The following is a 19904-nucleotide window of genomic DNA, read 5'->3' as shown; positions in this document are numbered from 1 at the left end:
CGGCAAGACTGGACGAGGGGCTTCAGCTCACATCACCGGGGCGCGTTGACGGCGTCCAGGCGATCGACGTCGTCGTCGGCCAGGCACCGCCCTCGGACAGCCGGCCGCTGACGCGTTGCGCCTCGCGCGCCGCGGTCTCGAGCAGGCGCACCAGGGCCTGCACCTTGGGCAGGTCGGCCTCGCTCATCTCGGTGCGCAGATACAGATTGCCGCGCATGCTCATCAGCACGAAGGGATGGCCTTCGGGCAGCAGATCCTGGCTGGCCTGCACCAGCATTTCGCTGAGCTCGCCATCGATCCACGCGCTCGTCAGCTCCTTGGTCACGCCGACGATGCCGTAGCGCTGGCGCACGATCTGCGACGCCGCGTTGTTGAACTTGGGGAACATGACCAGCCAGCGCATCTCCTCCGGCGTGTCGGTGTCGACGCGGGTCTTGAGCGTGTCGGTATAGGCCTCGAAGACGGCGCGCTCCAGGTTCTCCATCAGCGCGCGGCACAGCACCATCATCTGCAGGTCGTGGTGCAGGCCCATCTCGCAGCGCATGCGCAACTCGAAGCCGGGCAGGTAGCTGCGCTGCGACACCCCCCACTCGATGCGCAGCGGGCCAGGCAGGGCCTTGGGCGCCTCGATGAGAAAGCCCAGGCCGTCGCGCGTCTGGCTGAACTCGGAATTGCGTGACTCCGCCCACTCCTCGATCGGGCGCCAGCGCGCTGCGTTGGCGCGCGTCACGAGCCAGTGCTTGACTTGCTTTACCACCATGAGTCGTGAGGAAGTCTGAGAATGGGGCCTGCTTGCTAGGCACACCGCATGGAGGCGACGAATGATCGAAGTGTATTCATGGCCCACGCCCAACGGCCACAAGGTGCACATCATGCTGGAGGAGTGTCGCCTCGCCTACCGGGTGCATCCCGTGGACATCGGCGCCGGCGAGCAGTTCGCACCGAATTTCCTCGCCATCAGCCCCAACAACAAGATCCCCGCCCTCACCGATACGGATGGCCCCGAGGGCAAGCCCATCTCGCTGTTCGAGAGCGGCGCCATCCTGCTCTACCTGGCCGGCAAAACGGCCAAGCTGCTGCCCACCGACGTGCATGGCAAATACGAGGTGCTGCAGTGGCTGATGTTCCAGATGGGGGGCGTCGGCCCCATGCTGGGCCAGGCGCATCACTTCCGCATCTACGCGCCCGAGAAGCTGCCCTATGCCATCGACCGCTACACCAACGAGGCCCGGCGGCTCTACAGCGTCATCAACAAGCGCCTGGCCCACTCCACCTATCTCGGGGGGCCTGACTACAGCATTGCCGATATCGCCGTCTTCCCCTGGCTGCGCTCCTGGAAAAACCAGGGCGTGGAAATGAGCGACTATCCGCACCTGAAGGGCTGGTTCGACGAGATCGCCAAGCGCCCCGCCGTGCAGCGCGGTGTGGAGGTACTGGCCGGCGCGCGCAAGCCGCTGACGGACGACAAGGCGCGCGAGGTGCTGTTCGGCAAGCGCCAACTCGAGCAACGCTGACGTCAGGCCGGCACCAGGCGCAGCTCGCGATGCGCCGGTGGCAGGCCATGGCTGGCGAGGATGAGGGGCTCATGCGCCGCCACGGCGCCGGGCACAAAAGCCGCCCGCCCCTCGACGTCGGCCAATGCGATCACCGCCGGCTGGTCGGCGAAGGCCAGCACATCGGGCGCACCCAAGCCCATGGAAGCCGCGCCGAAGCCTGGATCGGCGAAGACCTGCAGTGCCGCGGCCCCGACGCTGCCCGCGCGCGGCGGCGGTAGATGCAAGGCCAGCCGTCCCTCGCCATCGCTCGCACCTTCGTGCACACGGCCTTCGGCATCGACCAGGGACACTCGGGCCCAGGCCGCCGGCTCGCCGTCGCCCTGCCAGGTCAGCAGGCCGTAGACGCTGCAGACACCCGGTGGCGGCCTGCGCGTCGGCGCACTGAGCAGGCCCACGCGCATCATGCGCATGCCTCCCAGCACCCGGTCACTGAGGATCTGGCCCACCGGCCTGGCTGGCAGCGGCCAGGGCAGGCTCAGGGGCTGGAAGCGTTGCAACTCATCGCGCACCAGCACGTCGGCGCTGAAGGCCTCCTGCGGCTGGCGCCAGCGCTCGGGCAGGTCGGGCCACACATGCAGGCCCGATGGCGTGACGACTGAACGACCGAGCAGCCGGCCGCCGCCGCGCTGCACCAGGCTGCAGCGCAGGCCCGTCGTGATGAGGTCCCCGCTGGCCAGGTCGACGAAGACCAGCGCTTCGCCCACCGGCAGCCGCAGGCGCTCCAGTGTCGGTTCGCGCCTTGTTGTCGTGACTGCCATGGCCCGATCCTAGGAAGGAGGGGGTGTAACAGTCACCCTGTTTGTTAGGGGCGCACTCCGGGAGGCTGGATTGCCATGCCGGCCGAACGCCGCGCCAGATACACCTCCAGCGCCAGCAGTTCAGCGCTGTCCCAGTCCCACACGGTCGCGCGCACGCCGCTCAGGCAACCGCGCAGGCGGCGCTGCAGGCTGCCCAGGGATTGCCATTCCAGGCGGAAGACCGGGTAGTCGTCAACATGGGCCTGGGGGATGAGGCTGCCGCCCAGGCGAAGTCCTGCGCGCTCGTCGTGGCACTGGGCGCAGGACAGGTTGAGGGCGCCGATGCGCGTCGTGTAAAGGCGCTGGCCCCGGCTGGCCGCCCGGTCCAGTTCAGGGCCGCGCGGGGGGCTGAGCGGCAGGCCGCGCGACTGCTGGGCGACCAGGGCACTCAGCGCAAGCAGCGGCTCGGCTTCGGGCGCCCAGGCAGGCTGCTGCTGATGGCGAACGCGGCAGCGCTGGATGCGACCGGTCAGGTCGACGAGTCCCTGATCCCAGGTCGGGTAGCGCGTCGCCGCGCCGCGCAGCTTCTCTGGCTCGCCATGGCAGCTCGCGCAGGACCTGGCGCCGGCACCCCACTGCTCACGGCCCAGGGCCAGCGCAAGTTGGGCGGGATGCTGGGCGTCGTCGGCCTGCAGCGTGCGCAGTGCCGGGCTCATCGTGTCGCGGCCGGAGCGGCGCTCGTCGGCGCCGGCGGCCAGCGCGATGAAGAGCAGCAGCCAGGCTCTCATGCCACGGTCAGCGGGCGAATCTCACGGTGCTCGAAGCCGTTGTCGCCGCGCCAGACGAAGCTCAGCTCGCCGGACCTGTCCGAGCGCATCCAGAAGGCCAGATAGGGATTGGCCGAGATGGCCGCGTAGAGATCGGCCGCGAAGACCAGTTCGCCATCCAGACGGCACTCAAAGCGACGCACCAGATCGCGCAGCAGCCGTGCACCGTCGTCGCCGGTGCGGTAGCCCGTCTCCATCGCATGGGCCACCGCCGCCCTCACTTCAAAGGCTTCGCCGGCCTTGACGGCGGCGGGCAGGGTGATGACGGCGCGGCTGGCCATCCTCAGGGCTCCACGCAGGCGGCCAGCGTCACGATGACGTCCACACCCGTCTGCCAGCAACGCCCGTCGGCCGCCTTGGCTACGGCGACGATGCGCTGACTGCGCGCCAGGCGCATGCGCGTGCTGAACTCGGGCCGGGCCATGGCCGCGCCCAAGGCCGCATGCACGACCTCGGGCTCGGGATTCAACGGCGTGAACAGGGCCAGCCCCACCACAGCCTCGTCAGCCACGATGCGCACCGGCACCGCATTGCCGTTTTCCACCAGTTCGGCAATCTCGATCTTCAAGACGCCGGCCTCGGGCGTGCGCCCGGCCCAGGTGCGGATGGCCGCGCGCATGGCCTCGTCGCTGGCCTGCGCCTCGGGCAGCAACGCCAAGGCTGCAGCCGTCATGGCGAACTCGCGCCGCTTCATGGCCTGCCCAGCGTGCCCAGGTAGGACACGATGTCGTCCAGCTGCTGCTCGGTCAGGGCCGCTCTGCCCTGCCAGGCCGGCGCGACGTCACGCAGGCCCTCGGTCGAGCGAAACGGCGGCATGACGGTGGCCGGGTTGAAGCGGCGCATGTCGGCAATGCGCTCGCGCAGGCCCTTGGCATCCAGCCGCGTCGCCACAGCCTCCAGCGGCGGCGCGAGATTGCCCTGGTTGGCGTCGCCCGCACTGTGCAGTGCATGGCAGAGCAGGCACAGGCTCTGGGTGCGATCGGCCACCAGGGCGCGGCCGCGCTCCACGTCGGCGGCCTGCGCATGGGCCGCCCACAGCAGAGCGAGCAGCCAGCGCATCACACCAGCTTGTGCTTGGCCAGCGGCAGGTCGCGGATGCGCTTGCCCGTCGCCGCGAAGACCGCGTTCAACACCGCCGGTGCGGCGACCGCGATGGTCGGCTCGCCGACGCCGCCCCAGAAGCCACCCGACGGCATGACGATGGTCTCGACGGCCGGCATGTGCTCCATCTTGAAGACCGGGTAGGTGTCGAAGTTCTGCTGCTCGACGCGGCCGTCCTTGACCGTGATCTCACCGAACAGTGCCGCCGACAGGCCATAGACAAAGCTGCCCTCGACCTGGGCCGCGATCTGCTGCGGGTTGACGGCATGGCCGGGATCGGTGGCGGCGACGATGCGGTGGATCTTCAATTCGCCCTTCTTGTTGACCGACACCTCGGCGCAGGCCGCCACATAGCTGCCAAAGCCCATGATCTGGGCCAGGCCCAGATGCCTTCCCTTCGCCCGCGGCTTGCCCCAGCCGGCCTTGGCCGCCACCGCGTTCAGCACGGCGAGATGCTTGGGCGAATTGGCCAGCAGTTCGCGACGCAGCTCCAGCGGGTCGCGCTTGGCGGCATGGGCCACCTCGTCGATGAAGCACTCCATGTAGACCGCGTTCTGGTTCAGGTTCACGCCGCGCCAGAAGCCCGGCGGCACCGTCGGGTTGCGCATCGCATGGTCGACGAGCAGGTTGGGCACCGCGTAGCCGAGCGCGCCTTCCGCACCACCAGCGTTCAAGCCCTGGAAGACGACAGGATCCTTACCGTCCTTGATGTTCTGCGGAAAGATGCCCGCGATGATGCTCTGGCCCGAGATGCGCATGTGCAGGGCCGTCAGCTTGCCAGCCGCGTCCAGGCCCGCCGTCAGCTTGCATTGGGTCACCGGGTGGTAGCGGCCATGCAGCATGTCCTCCTCGCGGCTCCAGATCAGCTTGACCGGCGTGCCCGGCAGTTCCTTGGCGATGGCCACGGCCTGGCGCACCCAGTCATGCACGGCGCCGCGCCGGCCGAAGCCGCCGCCCAGATGCAGCTTGTAGACCTCGCACTGCGCCGGCGTCAGGCCCGAGGCTTCGGACGCTGCGGCCAGTGCGGCTTCACCGTTCTGCGTCGGCGTCCAGACCTCGCAGCGCTCAGGCGTCCCGGGCTTTGCAGGCGTGATGAGCGCGGTGGCGTTCATCACCTCCATGGTTGCGTGGTTCTGGTGCGGGTAGCTGTAGACGGCTTCGACCCTTTTCGCGGCACCGGCCAGCGCCGCCTTCACATCGCCCTGGCTGCTGCCGACTGCGGCCTCGGGCGCGTCCAGTGCTGCCTTCAGCGTGGCCGCCGTGTCGGCGCTGTTCTGGCTGATATTGGCGCCCTCGTCCCAGACGATGGGCAAGGCCTCCAGAGCCGTCTTGGCCCGCCACCAGGTGTCGGCCACGACGGCCACCGCCGAGTCGCCGACCTTGACGACCTTCTTCACGCCGGGCCGGCCCTCGATGGCCGCGGCGTCGAAACTCTTCAGCTTGCCGCCAAAAACGGGGCAGTCTTTGATGGCCGCGTTCAGCATGCCGGGCAGCTGCAGGTCCATGCCGTAGACCAGCGAGCCGTCCAGCTTGGGCTTGGTGTCCAGCCGCTTCATCGGCCGGCCGGCCAGCTTCCAGTCCCTGGCGGGTTTGAGCTGGATGTCGGCCGGTGCGGCCAGCTTGGCGGCCTCGGCAGCGAGCTGGCCATAGCTGAGCTTCTTGCCGGCGTGGGTCACCCAGCCCGAGCTGGTGGCGCATTCGACGACCGACACCTGCCACTGGTTGGCCGCCGCCTGGATCAGCAGGGCCCGCGCCAACGCGCCGCCCTTGCGCACATACTCATGCGATTCGCGCACGCCGCGGCTGCCGCCGGTGCTCATGCTGCCCCAGGCGCGGTTGCGCGCGAGGTTCTGGCCGGGCGTCGGGTACTCGGTCTTGACCTTGCTCCAGTCACACTCCAGCTCCTCGGCCACGAGCTGGGCCAGGCCAGTCAGCGTGCCCTGCCCCATCTCGGACCGCGCGATGCGGATGACGGTGGTTTCGTCGGGCAAGACCTGCACCCAGGCGTTCAGCTCGGGCGTCCCTGCCGATTGGGCGAGACCGGGCACATGGAAGCCCACCATCAAGCCGCCGGCCGCGGCCGAGGTGGTGTGCAGGAAGGACCTGCGTGAGAGAACCGCGCTCATGCCTGGCCTCCCTCGATGACGATGGGGATCTGCTTGCGCTGCACCTGGCCGGCGGCCAGGTGGATGGCGGCCCGCACGCGGTTGTAGGTGCCGCAGCGGCAGATATTGGTCATGGCCGCATCGATATCGGCATCGGTCGGCTTGGGCTTGGCTTTGAGCAACGCCGCGGCGGCCATCAACATGCCGCTCTGGCAGAAGCCGCACTGCGGCACGTCCAGCGCGTCCCAGGCCTTCTGCAGCGGATGCGAGGCGTTGGGCGCCAGGCCCTCGATGGTGGTGATCTTCTGCGCCGCCGTCAGCGCCGAGGCCGGCATCACGCAGCTGCGCACCGGCGCGCCGTCGATGTGCACGGTGCAGGCGCCGCACTGCGCGACGCCGCAACCGTACTTGGTGCCCGTGAGGCTGAGCTGCTCACGCAGCACCCAGAGCAGCGGCGTGTCGGCTTCCGCCTCGAACTGCATCCGCTTGCCGTTGACCGTCAATTCCGCCATGCCGCTTGCTCCCATCCGCCACCGCTGGCGGGCGCGGGGCAGCCTAGCAGCTTAGTCACCCGTCTGTCTTTAGGATGCTCAACATGGCTCGTATCCTCATCCCCCTGCCCGCCCAGGACTACGACCCGTCCGAGGCCGCCATCCCCTGGCGGCTGCTCAGCGCAAGCGGCCACGACATCCGCTTCGCGACGCCCGATGGCCGGCCGGCCCAGGCGGATCCGCGCATGCTGGACGGCAACGGTCTGGGCGTCTGGAAAGGCGTGCTGCGGGCCGATGCCAACGCCCGCGAGGCCCATGCGGCCATGGTGCGGAGCGAGGCATTCCGGCAACCGGTCCGCTATGACGACATCGACGCCAGCAGCGTCGACGCCCTGCTGCTGCCCGGTGGCCATGCGCCGGGCATGAAGGTCTATCTGGAGTCACTCCGGCTGCAGGCCCTGGTGGCGGCTCAGTTCGCGGCCGACAAGCCGGTGGCCGCCATCTGCCACGGCGTGCTGCTGGTGGCCCGATCCAGGCGTGCCGACGGCAAGTCCGTGCTGCATGGTCGGCGCACCACCGGCCTGACGAAACAGCAGGAGATGACCGCCTGGCTGATGACGGCGGCCTGGCTGGGCAGCTACTACCGCACCTATGCCACGCCGCTGCAGACCGAAGTGCAGTCCCTGCTGGCCAGGCCGCAGGACTTCGACACCGGTCCGCCGCCGCTGCTGCGCGACGACCCGGCGCATCTCGGCCGCGGCTTCACCGTCCGCGACGGCAACTACCTCAGCGCCCGCTGGCCGGGCGACGCCCACGCCTTCGCGCTGGCCTTGGCCCAACTGCTGCAAGCCTGATCAGACCGCCAGCGCAAAGCGCAACTCGACACGCAGGCCCTGGCCGTCGGCGCCGCGCGACAGGCGCAGCGCAACGCCGTGGCGGTCGGCCACCGCCTTGACGATGGCCAGGCCCAGGCCGCTGCCAGGCTGGGCCTGATCGGGCACGCGGAAGAAGCGGTCGAAGACGCGCCCATGCAGGTCCTCGGGGATGCCGGGGCCGGTGTCCTCGACCCACAGCAGCAGCTCCGCGCCCTGCTCGATCAGGCCGAGCTCCACGCTGGAACCCGCGGGCGAATACTTGATCGCGTTCTCGACCAGGTTGTCGATCAGCGACGTCAGGCCCTCGCGCTCGCCGTCGACCATGCCTTCGGTGTGAGCGCGCAGCTCCAGCTCGATGCGGCCCTGGCGCGCCAGGCCGCTCAAGGCCGCCAGCCTCTCCTGCACCAGTTCGGCCAGGCTCAGGCGCACCCGCTCGCTCAGCGGCCGTGCGGCGTCGCTGCGCATCAGGCCCAGCAGCTGGGCCACCAGGCGGCTGGTGCGCACACTGCTGCGCACCAGGCCGTCCAGCAGTTCCTGGTCGCGCGGGTTGTCACGGTGGCTGCGCAGGGCCTCGACGTTGATGCGCATGGCCGCCAGCGGCGTGCGCATCTCGTGCGCCGCGTCGGCGATGAAGCTGCGCTCACGCTCCACGCTGGCCGCCACGCGCGCCAGCAGCTGGTTCACCGCCTTGGAAAGCGGGCGCAGCTCGCTGTAGCTGCTGCCGAACTGCAGCGGCGCGAGGTCATCTGGGCCCCGCGACGAGATCTCCTCGGAGAAACGCCGCCACGGCCGCAGCGCCAGGCGCACCGACAGCCAGGCCGGCAACACCAGGAAAGGCAGGCTGATCAGCAGCGGCAGGATCAGGATGCCGCGCGAGCCCAGCGCAAAGATGATCTTCATCGTGTGACCCGAGCGGATCAGCGTGACGCGGGCGTCCGACACCTCGGAGGCCTGGCTGTAGGTGCGCCAGGGCGTGCCGTCGACTTCCAGCTTCTCCAGCTGGCGGTTTTTCAGCGTGCGCAGCACGCCGGGCTCACCCGGCGACGCGTAGACCAGCCTGTCGCCCTTCCACACCACCATGGTCTGGCGCAGGGCGGGGTCGTCTTCCTCGTTGCTCTCGCGGCGCTGGAAGACGTCGATGCGCTTCAGCGCCGCCGCCAGCTTGTCGGGCTGGTCGGCCAGCGCATCGACGACGGCCAGGATCATGTCCGCCCGCGGGCTGGCCAGCCTGGGCTCGAGGATCTCGTCGTAGCGCGCGGTGTCGTGGATCAGATAGGCGCAGGCACTGCCCCACAGCAGCAGCACCAAGGCCATCTGGGCCAGCACCAGGCGCCCCACCAGCGACGCGAACAGCAGCCTGCGCAGACGGGCCCACATCAGCCCGGCTCCCCGGCGCTGTCGATGCGGTCGATGACATAGCCGACGCCGCGCACCGTGCGGATATAGCCCGGCCCGATCTTGCGGCGCAGATTGGAGATGTGCACGTCCAGCACATTGCTCTCGTTGTTGGCGCCGCCGGGCAGCACCTGCTCCTCGAGCATGCGGCGCGTCAGCACGCGGTCGGCACGCTTCATCAAGAGGCTCAGCAGGTCGAACTCGCTGCGCGACAGCTCAGCAAGCTTGCCGTCGACGGTGACCCGCATCGTCGCCGTGTGCAGCGCCAGCTTGCGCACCTCCAGCGTCTCGCCCGCCATGCCGTAGCTGCGACGCGCGAGCGCCCGCACGCGCGACACCAGCTCGGCCAGCGCGAAGGGCTTGACGAGATAGTCGTCCGCGCCGCGGTCCAGGCCAGCGAGCCGGTCGGCCAGCGCGTCACGCGCGGTCAGGATGAGCACGGGCGTCGTCTCACCCTCGCGGCGCAGGCGGGCCAGCAACGTCAGGCCGTCGCCGTCGGGCAGGCCCAGGTCCAGCAGCACGAGGTCGAAGGGCCGGCTGTCCAGCGCCTGCAGCGCATCGCCCAGGCGGCGCACCCAGAGCAGCGCGAGGCCCTGGTCTTCAAGCGCGATGCGCACGCCATTGCCCAGTTCGAGATCGTCTTCAACCAACAGGATGTTCATGCCAGGAATTGGAGCGGCGCTACATGAAGAAAGCCTGAAGCGGAGGGCGAATGGTGCCCGTTCATGAAGCCTTCAGAAAGGCTTTGGCTTCGGTTCATCTGCGATTTCGACACTGCATTGGCGCCGAAACACAACTCGGCCGCCGGCACCGAAATGCGAAGCACGGCAGCCCGGCACACCTCTTCATCCGCTTCGACAACTCCAAGGAAACACCATGAATCGCATCCAACTCGCCGCGCCCCTGCTCAGCATGCTCGCCATCTCGTCGGCCTGGGCTGGCAACACTGAACCCACCACGCAGGAGTCCGGCCCCTACGTCGGCGCCGCCCTCGGCCGCACCTCGTTCTCGGCCAAGAACCTCGGCCTGCCCAAGACCGGCAGCGACGAATCCGCCCAGGCCAGCAAGGTCTATGGCGGCTATCGCTTCAGCGATCGCCTGGGTGTCGAAGCCGGCTATGTGCGCCTGGGCAACGCCGTGGAGACCCTGACCGTCGGCAACAACGCGGTCTCGCAAACCGTGAAGGCCCGCAGCCTCTACGTCGCCGCCACCAGCCGCCTGCCGCTGTCCAGTGACTTCGCGCTGACCGGCAAGGCCGGCGTCTCCTTCGGCAAGGCCAGCGGCAGCAACGTGCTGCCCGTCGCGGCCGACATGACGGGTTCCAAGCGCTCCTTCATGTGGGGCATCGGCGCCGAGTACCAGTTGACGAACGCGCTCGCCCTGACGGCCGACTTCGACCACTTCGGTCAGGTCTCGAACAAGATGCGCGCCAACCTCTTCAGCGCCGGCGTCCGTTATCGCTTCTGAGCCTCAAGCCTCCAAAAGCCCTGCCCGGCCTTGGCCCGGCAGGGCTTTTCCGCGTCACGTGCACGCCGCGCCCAATCCTCGAATAATCGGCCGGCCCCGAGGCTCGGAGCAGGTCCAAACAAACACGGAGACTTCGATGACGACATTGCAGATCAATGGCCAGTCGACGACGGTGGAGGCCAGCGACGAGACGCCGCTGCTATGGGTGCTGCGCGACCACCTCGGCATGACCGGCACCAAGTTCGGTTGCGGACTGGCGCTGTGCGGTGCCTGCACGGTGCACCTGGRCGGCCAGCCGGTGCGCGCCTGCCAGACGCCGCTGTCCGCCGCGGCGGGCAAGCGCGTCGTGACCATCGAGGGCGTCGGCGCGACGAAGACCGGCCAGGCCGTTCAGCACGCCTGGGTCAAGCTCGGCGTGCCGCAGTGCGGCTACTGCCAGGCGGGTCAGATCATGAGCGCGACGGCCCTGCTGGAGCACAAACCCAAGCCGACCGACGCCGACATCGACGCGGCCATGAGTGGCAACCTCTGCCGCTGCGGCACCTACACGCGCATCCGCAGCGCCATCAAGACGGCCGCCGGCCTGGAAGGCGGTGCCGCATGAACGCCTTCATTCCCCAGCAGCTGCTGAGTGACACGGGCCTGAGCCGCCGCGCGCTGCTGAGCGCCCTGCCCTTGACGGGCCTGGTGCTCGCCGTCGGCCTGCCCGGCATGGCGGGCGCCGATGAACCCAAGAAATACGGCGGCGACGGCATGCCCCACGGCATCCAGGACAGCCCGCGCACCTTCGTGGCGATCGCGCCCGACGGCACGGTCAGCATCGTCGTCAACCGCTCCGAGATGGGCCAGGGCGTGCGCACCAGCCTGCCCAAGGTGCTGGCCGACGAGCTGGAGGCCGACTTCGCGCGCGTCAAGGTCGTGCAGGCCCCGGGCGACGAGGACAAATACGGCAACCAGGACACCGACGGCTCACGCAGCATGCGGCACTGGTTCATGCCCATGCGCCGCTGCGGCGCCGCCGCGCGCGCCATGCTGGAGCTGGCCGCGGCCCAGACCTGGGGTGTGCCGGTGGCCGAGGTGCAGGCCGGCAACCACGCCGTCACGCACAGGGCCAGCGGCCGCTCGCTGGGCTATGGCGCACTCGCCGAGGCCGCCGCCAGGCTGGACGTGCCGGCCCGCGACAAGCTCAGGCTCAAGGACCCGAAAGACTTCCGCTACATCGGCAAGCAGGACAGCCACCTGGTGGACGCCGAGGTCATCGTCACCGGCAAGTCGCAGTACGGCATCGACACGCGGCTGCCGGGCATGCTGTATGCCGTCGTCGCGCGGCCACCCGTGCTGGGCGGCAAGCTCAAGTCCGTCGACTCTTCCGAGGCGCTGAAGGTGCCGGGCGTCGTCAAGGTCATCGAACTGGCGGGCACGCCGCCGCCGTCGGAGTTCCAGCCGCTGGGCGGCGTGGCCGTCGTGGCCAAGGACACCTGGGCCGCGATGAAGGGCCGCGAGGCGCTGAAGATCGTCTGGGACGATGGCCCGCACGCGAGCTATGACTCGGCCGCCTTCCGCAAGGAACTGGAGGCCGCCGTGGCCAAGCCGGGCGGCAAGGTGGTGCGCAATGACGGCGACGCCGAGGCCGCCCTGGGCAAGGCCGCCAGGCGCGTGGCGGCGGACTATTACGTGCCCCATCTCGCCCACGCGACGATGGAGCCACCGGCCGCCACCGCGCGCATCGTGGACGGCCGCTGCGAGGTCTGGACCTCGGTGCAGTCGCCGCAGGCCGCGCGCGAGCGGGTCGCCCAGCGGCTCGGCCTGGACCTGGCCAAGGTGACGGTCAACGTGACGCTGCTCGGCGGCGGCTTCGGCCGCAAGTCCAAGCCCGACTTCGCCGTCGAGGCGGCGCTGGTGTCGCAGGCCATGCAGGGCGTGCCGGTCAAGCTGACCTGGACGCGCGAAGACGACCTGCATCACGACTATTTCCACACCGTCACCGCCCAGCACCTGGAAGCGGGGCTGGACGCCAAGGGCCGGGTCACCGCCTGGCTGCAGCGCGCGGCCGAGCCGACCATCCTGTCCATCTTCGCCCCCGACCCCAAGCAGTTGGCGGAGTTCGAACTGGGCCTGGGGCTGATCAACCTGCCCTATGCGATCCCGAACGTGCGCATCGAGAACCCGGCCGCGACGGCGCATACCCGCATCGGCTGGCTGCGCTCCGTCAACAACATCCAGCATGCCTTCGCGGCCCAGTCCTTCGTCGCCGAACTGGCCCACGCCGCCAAGCGCGACCACCGCGACTTCCTGCTGGAATTGCTCGGCCCGCCGGCGCAGATCCCGCCGCCGCAACTGGGCGACGGCTGGAACCATGGCGAGTCGCCCAAGCTCTACCCGGTCGACACCGGCCGGCTGCGCGGCTGCATCGAGCGCGTCACCAAGGAGGCCGGCTGGGGCCGCAAGCTACCCAAGGGCCAGGGCCTTGGGCTGGCGGCCAACTACAGCTTCGTGACCTATATGGCCGTCATCGTCGAGGTGCGCGTGTCGCCCAAGGGCGAGCTCAGCATCCCGCGCATCGACGTGGCGCTGGACTGCGGCCCGGCCATCAACCCGGACCGCATCCGCTCCCAGGTCGAGGGCGCCTGCATCATGGGCCTGAGCCAGGCGCTGTACAGCGAGATCACCTTCAAGAACGGCCGCGTCGAGCAGAGCAACTATCACGACTACGAGATCGCAAGGCTCAATATCGCGCCCAAGAAGATCGCCGTGCACATCATGCCGAGCAAGGGCTACGACGAACCGCTGGGCGGCGTCGGCGAGCCGGCCATCGGGCCCATCGCACCGGCCCTGATGAACGCGATCTTCGCGGCGACGGGCAAGCGCATCCGGCAACTGCCGCTGAAGGACCAGCTGACGGCGAAGAAGGCCTGAGGCGGCTGGAGAAGAAGCATGGCCAAGGCAGGCAAGGTCGCACTGATCACCGGCGGCGGCACGGGTGTCGGCGCCGCCACGGCGCTGATGCTGGCCGGCAAGGGCTACGACGTGTTGATCAACTACTCGCGCAGCGCGGACGAGGCCGCAGCCTGCGCCGCGGCCTGCCGTGCGGCCGGGGCCGACGTGCTCGTGAAGCAGGGCGACGTGGCGCAGGACGCCGACTGCCGCGCGCTGGCGCAGGCCGCGCTGGAGCGCTGGGGCCGCATCGACGCCCTGGTGAACAACGCCGGCGTGTCGGTGTTCGGCGCCGCGGCCGACTGGGACGCGCTGGACGCCGACACCTTCCAGCGCATCCTGGCCGTCAACACGCTGGGCAGCTTCCAGATGGTGCGCGCCTGCGTCGACGCGCTGAAGGCCGCGCAGGGCTGCATCGTCAACGTGTCGTCGGTGGCCGGCGCGCTGGGCGTGGGCTCGTCCATGCCCTACATCGCGTCCAAGGGCGCCATCAACGCGATGACGCTGCACCTGGCCCGGTCCCTGGCGCCCGCCGTGCGCGTGAACGCCGTGTGCCCTGGCCTCATCACGTCACGCTGGTTCGTGCAGGGCGTGGGGCAAGCGGGCTACGAGGCGGGCCTGAAGGCCTATGAAGCCGGCGTGCCGCTGCAGCGCGCCTGCTCCCCCGAGGACGTGGCGGAAGCCATCGTCTGGCTGGTGGACGGCGCCCGCACGGTCACCGGTGAGCTGCTGATGCTGGACAGCGGCATGCACCTGGCCGGCGTGAAGCCGCCGCGCTGAGCCGTCGTCAGCGGCCCAGCAGCCCGGCGTCCTGCATCACGCGGGTGAAGGCTTCCGGCGCTTCCAGCGACGGCAGGTGGGCCGTCCCCGGCAGCGCCACGTGGCGCGCACCAGGGATGCGCGCGGCCATCTGCCGGCAGCGCTGCACCAGATAAGGCAGGTCCAGGTCGCCGCACACCACGCACGTGGGCACGGCCAGTTGCTCCAGCCGCGGCCAGGCGTCGGGCGCGGGCTGCAGCTCGCCGATGGCAGGCGCGTGCAGCGCGATGCGGTTCATCGCCAGGAACAGCTCGCGCGCGGCGCCGCCGACCCGGCCTTCGGGCTGGCCGGGGCCATCCAGCCACAGGCGGGCCTGCAGGCGGTTGACCTCGTCGAGCTGGCCAGCGGCGCGGGCGGCCTGGGTGGCGTCGTTCAACTCACGGCTGGCGGCATCCAGCTCGGGCGTGGGGTCGGGTGCGCCGGTGACGGCAGGCGCCACCAGCGTCAGGCCGGCCACGCGCTCGGACGAAGCCAGCGCGAAGTCGATGGCGATGCGGCCGCCCAGCGAGCAGCCCACCAGCTCCACGCGATCCAGCCGCAGCGCGTCCAGCACGGCGCGCAGGTCACTCACCCAGGCGTGCGGGCGGGCGACGGTGACACGAGTCTGGCCAAAGCCGCGGCGGTCCATGCGCAGCGCCGACCGCAGGCCAGCCGCGGCAGCCATGGCGCCGTCCCACAACCGGCCGTCGGTGACGCCGGCATGCAAAAAGACCAGCGGCGCGCGGCCATCGTCGTGGGGGCGGTATTCGACGGCCAGCTCGGCGCCGTCGACGGGGATCCAGTGGGTGACTTGCACGAGGGAGATCAATTCGGTTCGGCGATGCGGTAGCCCACGCCCGGCTCCGTCAGCAGCACGCAGGGCTCGGCAGGCTCGACCTCCAGCTTGGCGCGCAACTGGCCCATGTAAAGGCGCAGGTAGTGGGTCTGCTCGGTGTCGTCCGGGCCCCAGACGTCGGCCAGCAGGCGGCGGTGGGTGACGACCTGGCCGGCCTGGCGCACCAGGCGGGCCAGCAGCTTGAATTCGGTGGGCGTCAAGCGCACGTCGACACCGTCGCGACGTACGCGGTGGGCGGCCAGGTCGACCTCCAGGCCGGCACGGCGGTACATCGTGATGGCCGGCTGGGCGACGGTGCCACGGTGGCGCAGCGCCACGCGCAGCCGCGCCAGCAGCTCGCCGATGCCGAAGGGCTTGACGAGATAGTCGTCCGCCCCGGCATCGAGCAGGCGGATCTTCTGGCCCTCGACCTGGCGGGCCGAGATGACGATCAAGGGCGTCGAGCGGTCGCGGCGCAGGACCTGCAGCAGCTCCTCACCGTCGCCGTCGGGCAGGCCGAGGTCGAGCAGCACGGCGTCCAGGTGGCCGGCATGGGCGAGCTGGGCCATGGCGTCGGCGAGGCTGGCGGCGGTCAGCACCTCGTAGCCCTCCACGGCGAGGGCCTCGCGCAGCGTCACGCGCAGTTCGCGGTCGTCTTCGACAAGCAGGAGTTTCATCCGGCGGCCTCCGGCAACTCGGGCACCGCACGCAGCGGCAGACGCAACTCGAAGCTGCAGCCGCCATGGCCGCGCGGGCGCAGGCTCAAGGAGCCCTCATGCGCCTCGGCAATCGCGCGGCACAAGGCCAGGCCCACGCCCGAGCCCGGCGGGCGTTGCGAAAAGGCGGCCAGGTCGCCGCGCTGGAAGGCATCGAAGACGCGGTCGCGCCAGGCCGGGTCAATGCCCGGACCGCGGTCGCGCACGGCGAACAGGGCCTCGCCGCCCAGGCGACGCACCACCAGCTCGACCGGCGCCGTGGCCGGGCTGTACTTCAGCGCGTTGTCGACGAGGTTGTCCAGCAGTTGAGACATCAGGGCCGCATCACACCACAGCAGCGGCAGCCCCGGCTCGATGCGCGCCTTCACGCGCTCGCCGTCCGGCCGGCGGCGCACGCGGCGCAGGGCCGCACCGACGATCTCCTCGGCCGACTCCCAGTCGCAGCGCAGGGCCACGCCCGGCGCGCCCAGCCGGGCCAGCTGCAGGGTGTTGTCGGTCAGGCGCACGAGGCGGGCCGTCTCGTCGACGATACGGCTGGCCAGCTCGCTGCGCTGGGCCGCCGTCAGCCTGTCGCCCTGGGTCTGCAGGGCCGAGGCCGAGCCCATGATGGTGGCCAGCGGCGTGCGGTAGTCGTGAGAGATGGCGGCCAGCATGGCGTTGCGGGTGGACTGGGTCTCGGCCAGTTCGCCGGCCAGCCGGGCCTCGTCCTGCACGCGGCGGCGCTGCAGGGCCAGGCCCATCTGGTCGCACAGGGCCTGGGCATGGGCGAGCTGGTCGATGGCCAAGGCCTCGGTGCCCAGGCCGCGCAGCGTCACGGCGCCCAGGGCCGCATCGCGGCCGCGCAGCGGCAGATAGAGGTCGGGCTCCTCGGCATGGTGGGCCGTGCCGGGGCCCAGCGCCCGGCCGCTGTCGGCGCACAACTGCAGGCCGGCCAGCGCATTGGCATCGGGCTCGCCGACGACGATGTCCTGCGCACCCGGCGACGGCCGCAGCAGCGCCGCGGTGGCCAGGCCGGTGTTGCCGGCCAGGGCCTGCAGCAACTCGTGCACATGCACCTCGGGCTGGTCGGCATCGCGCATCAGGTCACCGAACTCGCGCAGGGCGCGTTCCAGCTGGGCGGCCCGCTGCGCGGCGCGCAGGCCCTCCCAGGCCTGGCGCAGCTTCCAGCCCACCCAGGCGAGCGCCATCAGCGAACCGGTGGCAATCCAGGGCAGGAACTGGACGATGGGGCGGGGAATCATGGGCGGCGCAGTTTAGGTGGCCTCCACGACGACCTGGGCCGGCTCCGGCCTGGCCAGGCGGTCCTTCACCAGGCCGGCCAGCAGCACGTCCACCAGCGTGCCGCCCTGCCCGCCCGTTTGCGCACCGCCCGCCACCAGCACTTCGGGCACCAGTTGCACGCCGGCGCCGGCCAGGGCCTGGGCGACCTGCACGATGGCGTAGTTGCCCGACTCCATGGAGCCGATCTTCTGGCGGATGACCTCGGCCTCGGCTTCACCGATGGCCAAGGTGCGACCAGCTTCGGCCTGGCCGGTGACACGCGTGACCTCGGCGTCGGCCTCGGCCGTGATCTTCTTGGAGCGCGCCGCACCGTCGGCCGTCTTCACCGCCGCCTGAGCGTTGAACTCGGCCATCGCCACCTTGCGCTCGGCGTCCACCACCTGGGCCTGGGTGCGGGCCAGGGCCGTGGCCTGCTCGAGCTGCTGGCGCACGCCCTGCGCTTCCATCTGGATCGTGAAGGTGACCTTCTCCTGTTCGGCCAGCTTGCGGTCGGTCAGCGTCTTCATCAGCTCGGCGGGCGGCACGATGTCGCCGATCAGCGTCTCGACGGCACCGACGTCGTAGGCCTTCAGCGCCGCGGCAATCGCGGCCTTGGCTTCGGCCTGACGCTCGCTGCGCTTCTTCAGGAAGTCGATGACGTCAGAGTTCTGCGCGGCATTGCGGAAGTAGTTGCCGATGGTGGGCTCCAGCACCTGCGTGACCAGGGCCTCCATGCTGCCGAAGCGGGCGATGACCTTGGGCGCGTCATTGCGCGGGATGTGGATGATCTGGCTCACGTCCAGGTTGAAGGTGAAGCCGTCGGCCGAGCGCACGGTGATGGTCGAGAGATTCGCGTCCAGCTTGTGGGCCTCGGTCTTGCCGGTGGCCCAGTTCAGCACGACGTTGGCCGTGGGCACCACGCGCACCTTGTGGGTGTAGGTGTTGATGGCGTATTTGCCGGGGTCGAGCACATCCACCCAGACGCCCTTCTCGCCGCGGCGGACCATGTTGGCGTGGCGGAAGCCCTCGCCCGTGACGTCCACGCCGGGCGTGCCGACGAAGGCGACGACGACACCGACGGAGGCGATGGGCACTTCGGTCATGTCGATGATCTCGACGGTGGCGAACATCGGGTTGATGAAGTAGCGGCCGGCCAGCAGCACCTGCTCCTGCAGGCCCTTGGTGCCGCCGGCATTGACGAAGGCCTGGGGCTCCTGGAAGAGGTTGTGGCCGGGCACTTCGGGGCCGGCAATCTCACCGGTGGTCAGGGACGCACCTTCGCGCGTCGTCACGATGCCGACCTTGTTGTCGGGCACGTCGGTGACCTGCACCTGCGCGACCTTGAACAGGCCGGGGTTGATGCGGTACTTGCCTTGGGGAATGACGCTCATCTGCGGGCCACGCTCGCCACCGCCGTCCATGAAGGCACGGGCGTCCTGGAAGCTGTCGCAGGCCACAGCGCGGCCGATGACACGGCCACCGGCCAGCGGGCGGCCGTCGCGCGCTTCGACGATGCCGATCTTGCCGGGCTCGATGATGGTCATGCGCTCCAGGCGCACGGTGAACAGCAGCGTGTTGATGCGCCAGGCACCGGGGGGCACGACGCTGGTCTGCAGGCCACGCTCGCCACTGGCGAGGAAGGCGCGGGCGTCCTGGAAGTTGTCGCAGGCCACATGGCGGGCCAGCACGCGGCCGTCCGGCAGCGGCGCGCCGTCGCAGGCTTCGACGATGCCGATGGCGTCATCGGGCACGACGGTGAACTTGACCAGCTCGACCTCGTACTGCCACGGCCACAGGCCGAGGTGCAGGCCGGGGGCCAGCGTGTCGGCCTGCAGGCCGGCTTCGCCGAACAGCGCGACGATGCGGCCAGGCGGCAGTTCGCGGTGGCTGCCGAACAGCACGAAGCCCTTGGTGACGGTGCCGATGGAATCGTCGGGCACGATGACGAAACCGAACAGGCGCAGCGTGCGCTTGTAGAAGACCAGGGCCAGCAGGGCTGCGACCACGAGGGCGGTCAGCCAGGGGTGAACGACGGGGAAGGACAGGATGTCCATGTGAGGCCACTGTTGTGAAGGAGCCTGCACTCTCGGCGGCACCGCGTTAGGGCCACATAAGGACGCCGCGGTCGTTGCGGCAAAACAAAAGGCGCCGGGCCGAAGCCGGGCGCCCTGGGGGGCGAAAGCGTGGGCGSGGCGTCAGCCGCGACGACGCCGGGCAGCGCCGCCGCAGGCCAGCAGCGCGACACCGGCCAAGGCCAGCGAAGCCGGCTCGGGCACGCGCGCAGCCGTCGTGATGTTGAAGGAGTAGAACGCCGCGTTCGTACCGTTGTAGAAGTTGGCAGTGTCGAAACGGAAGCTGGCCGTGCTGTCCGTGAAGCTGAAGCTGCCCAGGCCGCCGGCCGCCAGGTTCTTCGACGAGGCCAGTGCGAGCGCCGAGATGGACTCATCAAAGCCGGACAGGTCCAGGAAGAAGGAGCCCGCGGCGCTGTTCGTGGAGCCTGCAAAGCTGATGGTGATCGCCGTGTTCGAGATGTCGATGCCCACGAATAAGCCGGACGACGAGCAGTTGTTGGCCGACGGGCCCACGCAGGCAGCAAACTCGCCGCCTGCCCCGACCGTGGCAGAGGCCGGCCCGAAGGTCTTCATCTGTGTGGCGCCGGTGGCCGAGGCGTTGAAGTCCACCGTGGTGCCCACGAGGCCGGCCTGGGCCGAGGAGGCGGCCAGCGCTGCAAGGGCCGCAATGGCCAACGTTTTGTTGAAAAGCATGTGTGAGTTCTCCGGGGGTAGAAACTGACTTGATCACGCCGC

The 19904-nt window shown here is 69.9% G+C and carries 21 protein-coding genes; 6 read left to right on the top strand and 15 right to left on the bottom strand.

Translation table 11 applies throughout. The features are described 5' to 3' along the window. Positions 1-22: 22 nt before the first annotated feature. Positions 23-730 (bottom strand): hypothetical protein, encoded by a 708-nt coding sequence (locus tag AC1D2H_RS14435; RefSeq protein ID WP_478011433.1) that lies wholly within the window; start codon positions 728-730, stop codon positions 23-25. Between the two features lie 91 nt (positions 731-821). Here AC1D2H_RS14435 and AC1D2H_RS14430 point away from each other — a divergent pair, with 91 nt between their 5' ends. Continuing rightward, positions 822-1514 (top strand): glutathione binding-like protein, encoded by a 693-nt coding sequence (locus AC1D2H_RS14430; RefSeq protein ID WP_477935934.1) that lies wholly within the window; start codon positions 822-824, stop codon positions 1512-1514. A gap of 2 nt (positions 1515-1516) precedes the next feature. On the opposite strand, the gene AC1D2H_RS14425 is transcribed toward AC1D2H_RS14430, so the two are convergent. Genes AC1D2H_RS14425 through AC1D2H_RS14395 form a run of 7 tightly spaced genes read right to left on the bottom strand, consistent with a single transcriptional unit; the run spans position 1517 to position 6838 of the window. Next, on the bottom strand, positions 1517-2314 hold the full coding sequence (locus AC1D2H_RS14425) for a hypothetical protein (RefSeq protein ID WP_478011432.1): 798 nt from the start codon (positions 2312-2314) through the stop codon (positions 1517-1519). Positions 2315-2358: 44 nt separating this feature from the next. Next, a complete protein-coding gene (gene soxA, locus AC1D2H_RS14420) occupies positions 2359-3081 on the bottom strand; it encodes a sulfur oxidation c-type cytochrome SoxA (protein ID WP_478011431.1) in 723 nt (240 codons plus the stop codon). Beyond that, positions 3078-3401, bottom strand: coding sequence for a thiosulfate oxidation carrier complex protein SoxZ (locus tag AC1D2H_RS14415; protein WP_478011430.1), 324 nt, complete (start codon positions 3399-3401; stop codon positions 3078-3080). Before AC1D2H_RS14415 ends, soxA begins: the two co-directional genes overlap by 4 nt. A gap of 2 nt (positions 3402-3403) precedes the next feature. After that, complete coding sequence (locus AC1D2H_RS14410; protein ID WP_478011429.1) at positions 3404-3814, bottom strand: thiosulfate oxidation carrier protein SoxY; 411 nt, start codon at positions 3812-3814, stop codon at positions 3404-3406. Continuing rightward, positions 3811-4179 (bottom strand): sulfur oxidation c-type cytochrome SoxX, encoded by a 369-nt coding sequence (gene soxX, locus AC1D2H_RS14405; RefSeq protein ID WP_477935925.1) that lies wholly within the window; start codon positions 4177-4179, stop codon positions 3811-3813. The genes AC1D2H_RS14410 and soxX overlap by 4 nt, the downstream gene beginning before the upstream one ends. Continuing rightward, positions 4179-6347: a xanthine dehydrogenase family protein molybdopterin-binding subunit gene (locus AC1D2H_RS14400; protein ID WP_478011428.1), complete on the bottom strand. Its 2169-nt coding sequence runs from the start codon at positions 6345-6347 to the stop codon at positions 4179-4181. Before AC1D2H_RS14400 ends, soxX begins: the two co-directional genes overlap by 1 nt. After that, on the bottom strand, positions 6344-6838 hold the full coding sequence (locus AC1D2H_RS14395) for a (2Fe-2S)-binding protein (RefSeq protein ID WP_477859669.1): 495 nt from the start codon (positions 6836-6838) through the stop codon (positions 6344-6346). The genes AC1D2H_RS14400 and AC1D2H_RS14395 overlap by 4 nt, the downstream gene beginning before the upstream one ends. Before the next feature lie 83 nt (positions 6839-6921). Here AC1D2H_RS14395 and AC1D2H_RS14390 point away from each other — a divergent pair, with 83 nt between their 5' ends. Beyond that, positions 6922-7671, top strand: a complete 750-nt coding sequence (locus AC1D2H_RS14390) for a type 1 glutamine amidotransferase domain-containing protein (protein WP_478011427.1) — start codon at positions 6922-6924, stop codon at positions 7669-7671. Here the strand turns inward: AC1D2H_RS14390 and AC1D2H_RS14385 are convergent, their stop codons facing one another. Together AC1D2H_RS14385 and AC1D2H_RS14380 are read right to left on the bottom strand one after the other, a co-directional pair. Continuing rightward, a complete protein-coding gene (locus tag AC1D2H_RS14385; protein ID WP_478011426.1) occupies positions 7672-9069 on the bottom strand; it encodes an ATP-binding protein in 1398 nt (465 codons plus the stop codon). It lies immediately after the preceding gene. Beyond that, positions 9069-9749 carry a response regulator gene (locus AC1D2H_RS14380; protein ID WP_478011425.1) on the bottom strand — a complete coding sequence of 227 codons (681 nt, stop codon included), beginning with the start codon at positions 9747-9749 and terminating at the stop codon, positions 9069-9071. The genes AC1D2H_RS14385 and AC1D2H_RS14380 overlap by 1 nt, the downstream gene beginning before the upstream one ends. 214 nt (positions 9750-9963) lie before the next feature. Between AC1D2H_RS14380 and AC1D2H_RS14375 the strand changes: the two genes are divergently transcribed. The 4 genes from AC1D2H_RS14375 to AC1D2H_RS14360 all read left to right on the top strand — a co-directional run bounded on the left by AC1D2H_RS14375 (position 9964) and on the right by AC1D2H_RS14360 (position 14268). After that, a complete protein-coding gene (locus AC1D2H_RS14375; protein WP_478011424.1) occupies positions 9964-10554 on the top strand; it encodes an outer membrane beta-barrel protein in 591 nt (196 codons plus the stop codon). 136 nt (positions 10555-10690) lie between these two features. Continuing rightward, the gene (locus AC1D2H_RS14370) at positions 10691-11158 is read left to right on the top strand and encodes a (2Fe-2S)-binding protein (RefSeq protein WP_478011423.1); all 468 of its coding nucleotides are present in this window, start codon (positions 10691-10693) and stop codon (positions 11156-11158) included. Continuing rightward, positions 11155-13470: a xanthine dehydrogenase family protein molybdopterin-binding subunit gene (locus AC1D2H_RS14365; protein WP_478011422.1), complete on the top strand. Its 2316-nt coding sequence runs from the start codon at positions 11155-11157 to the stop codon at positions 13468-13470. Before AC1D2H_RS14370 ends, AC1D2H_RS14365 begins: the two co-directional genes overlap by 4 nt. Before the next feature lie 18 nt (positions 13471-13488). Beyond that, positions 13489-14268, top strand: coding sequence for an SDR family NAD(P)-dependent oxidoreductase (locus AC1D2H_RS14360; protein ID WP_478011421.1), 780 nt, complete (start codon positions 13489-13491; stop codon positions 14266-14268). Between the two features lie 7 nt (positions 14269-14275). Here the strand turns inward: AC1D2H_RS14360 and AC1D2H_RS14355 are convergent, their stop codons facing one another. From AC1D2H_RS14355 to AC1D2H_RS14335, 5 genes are all read right to left on the bottom strand, one after another. Next, positions 14276-15103, bottom strand: coding sequence for an alpha/beta fold hydrolase (locus AC1D2H_RS14355; RefSeq protein ID WP_478011420.1), 828 nt, complete (start codon positions 15101-15103; stop codon positions 14276-14278). A gap of 8 nt (positions 15104-15111) precedes the next feature. Then, a complete protein-coding gene (locus AC1D2H_RS14350; RefSeq protein WP_477935905.1) occupies positions 15112-15798 on the bottom strand; it encodes a response regulator in 687 nt (228 codons plus the stop codon). After that, positions 15795-17078, bottom strand: a complete 1284-nt coding sequence (locus AC1D2H_RS14345) for a sensor histidine kinase (protein ID WP_477935903.1) — start codon at positions 17076-17078, stop codon at positions 15795-15797. The genes AC1D2H_RS14350 and AC1D2H_RS14345 overlap by 4 nt, the downstream gene beginning before the upstream one ends. Before the next feature lie 12 nt (positions 17079-17090). Beyond that, the gene (locus AC1D2H_RS14340) at positions 17091-19151 is read right to left on the bottom strand and encodes an SPFH domain-containing protein (protein ID WP_477935901.1); all 2061 of its coding nucleotides are present in this window, start codon (positions 19149-19151) and stop codon (positions 17091-17093) included. 141 nt (positions 19152-19292) lie between these two features. Further along, positions 19293-19862, bottom strand: a complete 570-nt coding sequence (locus tag AC1D2H_RS14335; protein ID WP_477935899.1) for a PEP-CTERM sorting domain-containing protein — start codon at positions 19860-19862, stop codon at positions 19293-19295. Between the last annotated feature and the right edge of the window lie 42 nt (positions 19863-19904).

Source organism: Roseateles sp. P1_C1_2 (genome assembly GCF_056406535.1).
The sequence above is the reverse complement of the archived record's forward strand: the minus strand, read 5'-3'. Positions and strand labels throughout refer to the sequence as shown.

Bases quoted from the DNA above. Each gene is read 5' to 3' on its own strand.
- AC1D2H_RS14415 (WP_478011430.1), bottom strand. From the start codon at position 3,401: ATGGCCAGCCGCGCCGTCATCACCCTGCCCGCCGCCGTCAAGGCCGGC.
- AC1D2H_RS14360 (WP_478011421.1), top strand. From the start codon at position 13,489: ATGGCCAAGGCAGGCAAGGTCGCACTGATCACCGGCGGCGGCACGGGT.
- AC1D2H_RS14385 (WP_478011426.1), bottom strand. From the start codon at position 9,069: ATGTGGGCCCGTCTGCGCAGGCTGCTGTTCGCGTCGCTGGTGGGGCGC.
- AC1D2H_RS14395 (WP_477859669.1), bottom strand. From the start codon at position 6,838: ATGGCGGAATTGACGGTCAACGGCAAGCGGATGCAGTTCGAGGCGGAA.
- AC1D2H_RS14345 (WP_477935903.1), bottom strand. From the start codon at position 17,078: ATGATTCCCCGCCCCATCGTCCAGTTCCTGCCCTGGATTGCCACCGGT.
- AC1D2H_RS14350 (WP_477935905.1), bottom strand. From the start codon at position 15,798: ATGAAACTCCTGCTTGTCGAAGACGACCGCGAACTGCGCGTGACGCTG.
- soxX (WP_477935925.1), bottom strand. From the start codon at position 4,179: ATGCGCTGGCTGCTCGCTCTGCTGTGGGCGGCCCATGCGCAGGCCGCC.
- AC1D2H_RS14425 (WP_478011432.1), bottom strand. From the start codon at position 2,314: ATGGCAGTCACGACAACAAGGCGCGAACCGACACTGGAGCGCCTGCGG.
- soxA (WP_478011431.1), bottom strand. From the start codon at position 3,081: ATGAGAGCCTGGCTGCTGCTCTTCATCGCGCTGGCCGCCGGCGCCGAC.
- AC1D2H_RS14380 (WP_478011425.1), bottom strand. From the start codon at position 9,749: ATGAACATCCTGTTGGTTGAAGACGATCTCGAACTGGGCAATGGCGTG.
- AC1D2H_RS14410 (WP_478011429.1), bottom strand. From the start codon at position 3,814: ATGAAGCGGCGCGAGTTCGCCATGACGGCTGCAGCCTTGGCGTTGCTG.
- AC1D2H_RS14375 (WP_478011424.1), top strand. From the start codon at position 9,964: ATGAATCGCATCCAACTCGCCGCGCCCCTGCTCAGCATGCTCGCCATC.
- AC1D2H_RS14365 (WP_478011422.1), top strand. From the start codon at position 11,155: ATGAACGCCTTCATTCCCCAGCAGCTGCTGAGTGACACGGGCCTGAGC.
- AC1D2H_RS14390 (WP_478011427.1), top strand. From the start codon at position 6,922: ATGGCTCGTATCCTCATCCCCCTGCCCGCCCAGGACTACGACCCGTCC.
- AC1D2H_RS14340 (WP_477935901.1), bottom strand. From the start codon at position 19,151: ATGGACATCCTGTCCTTCCCCGTCGTTCACCCCTGGCTGACCGCCCTC.
- AC1D2H_RS14335 (WP_477935899.1), bottom strand. From the start codon at position 19,862: ATGCTTTTCAACAAAACGTTGGCCATTGCGGCCCTTGCAGCGCTGGCC.
- AC1D2H_RS14400 (WP_478011428.1), bottom strand. From the start codon at position 6,347: ATGAGCGCGGTTCTCTCACGCAGGTCCTTCCTGCACACCACCTCGGCC.
- AC1D2H_RS14430 (WP_477935934.1), top strand. From the start codon at position 822: ATGATCGAAGTGTATTCATGGCCCACGCCCAACGGCCACAAGGTGCAC.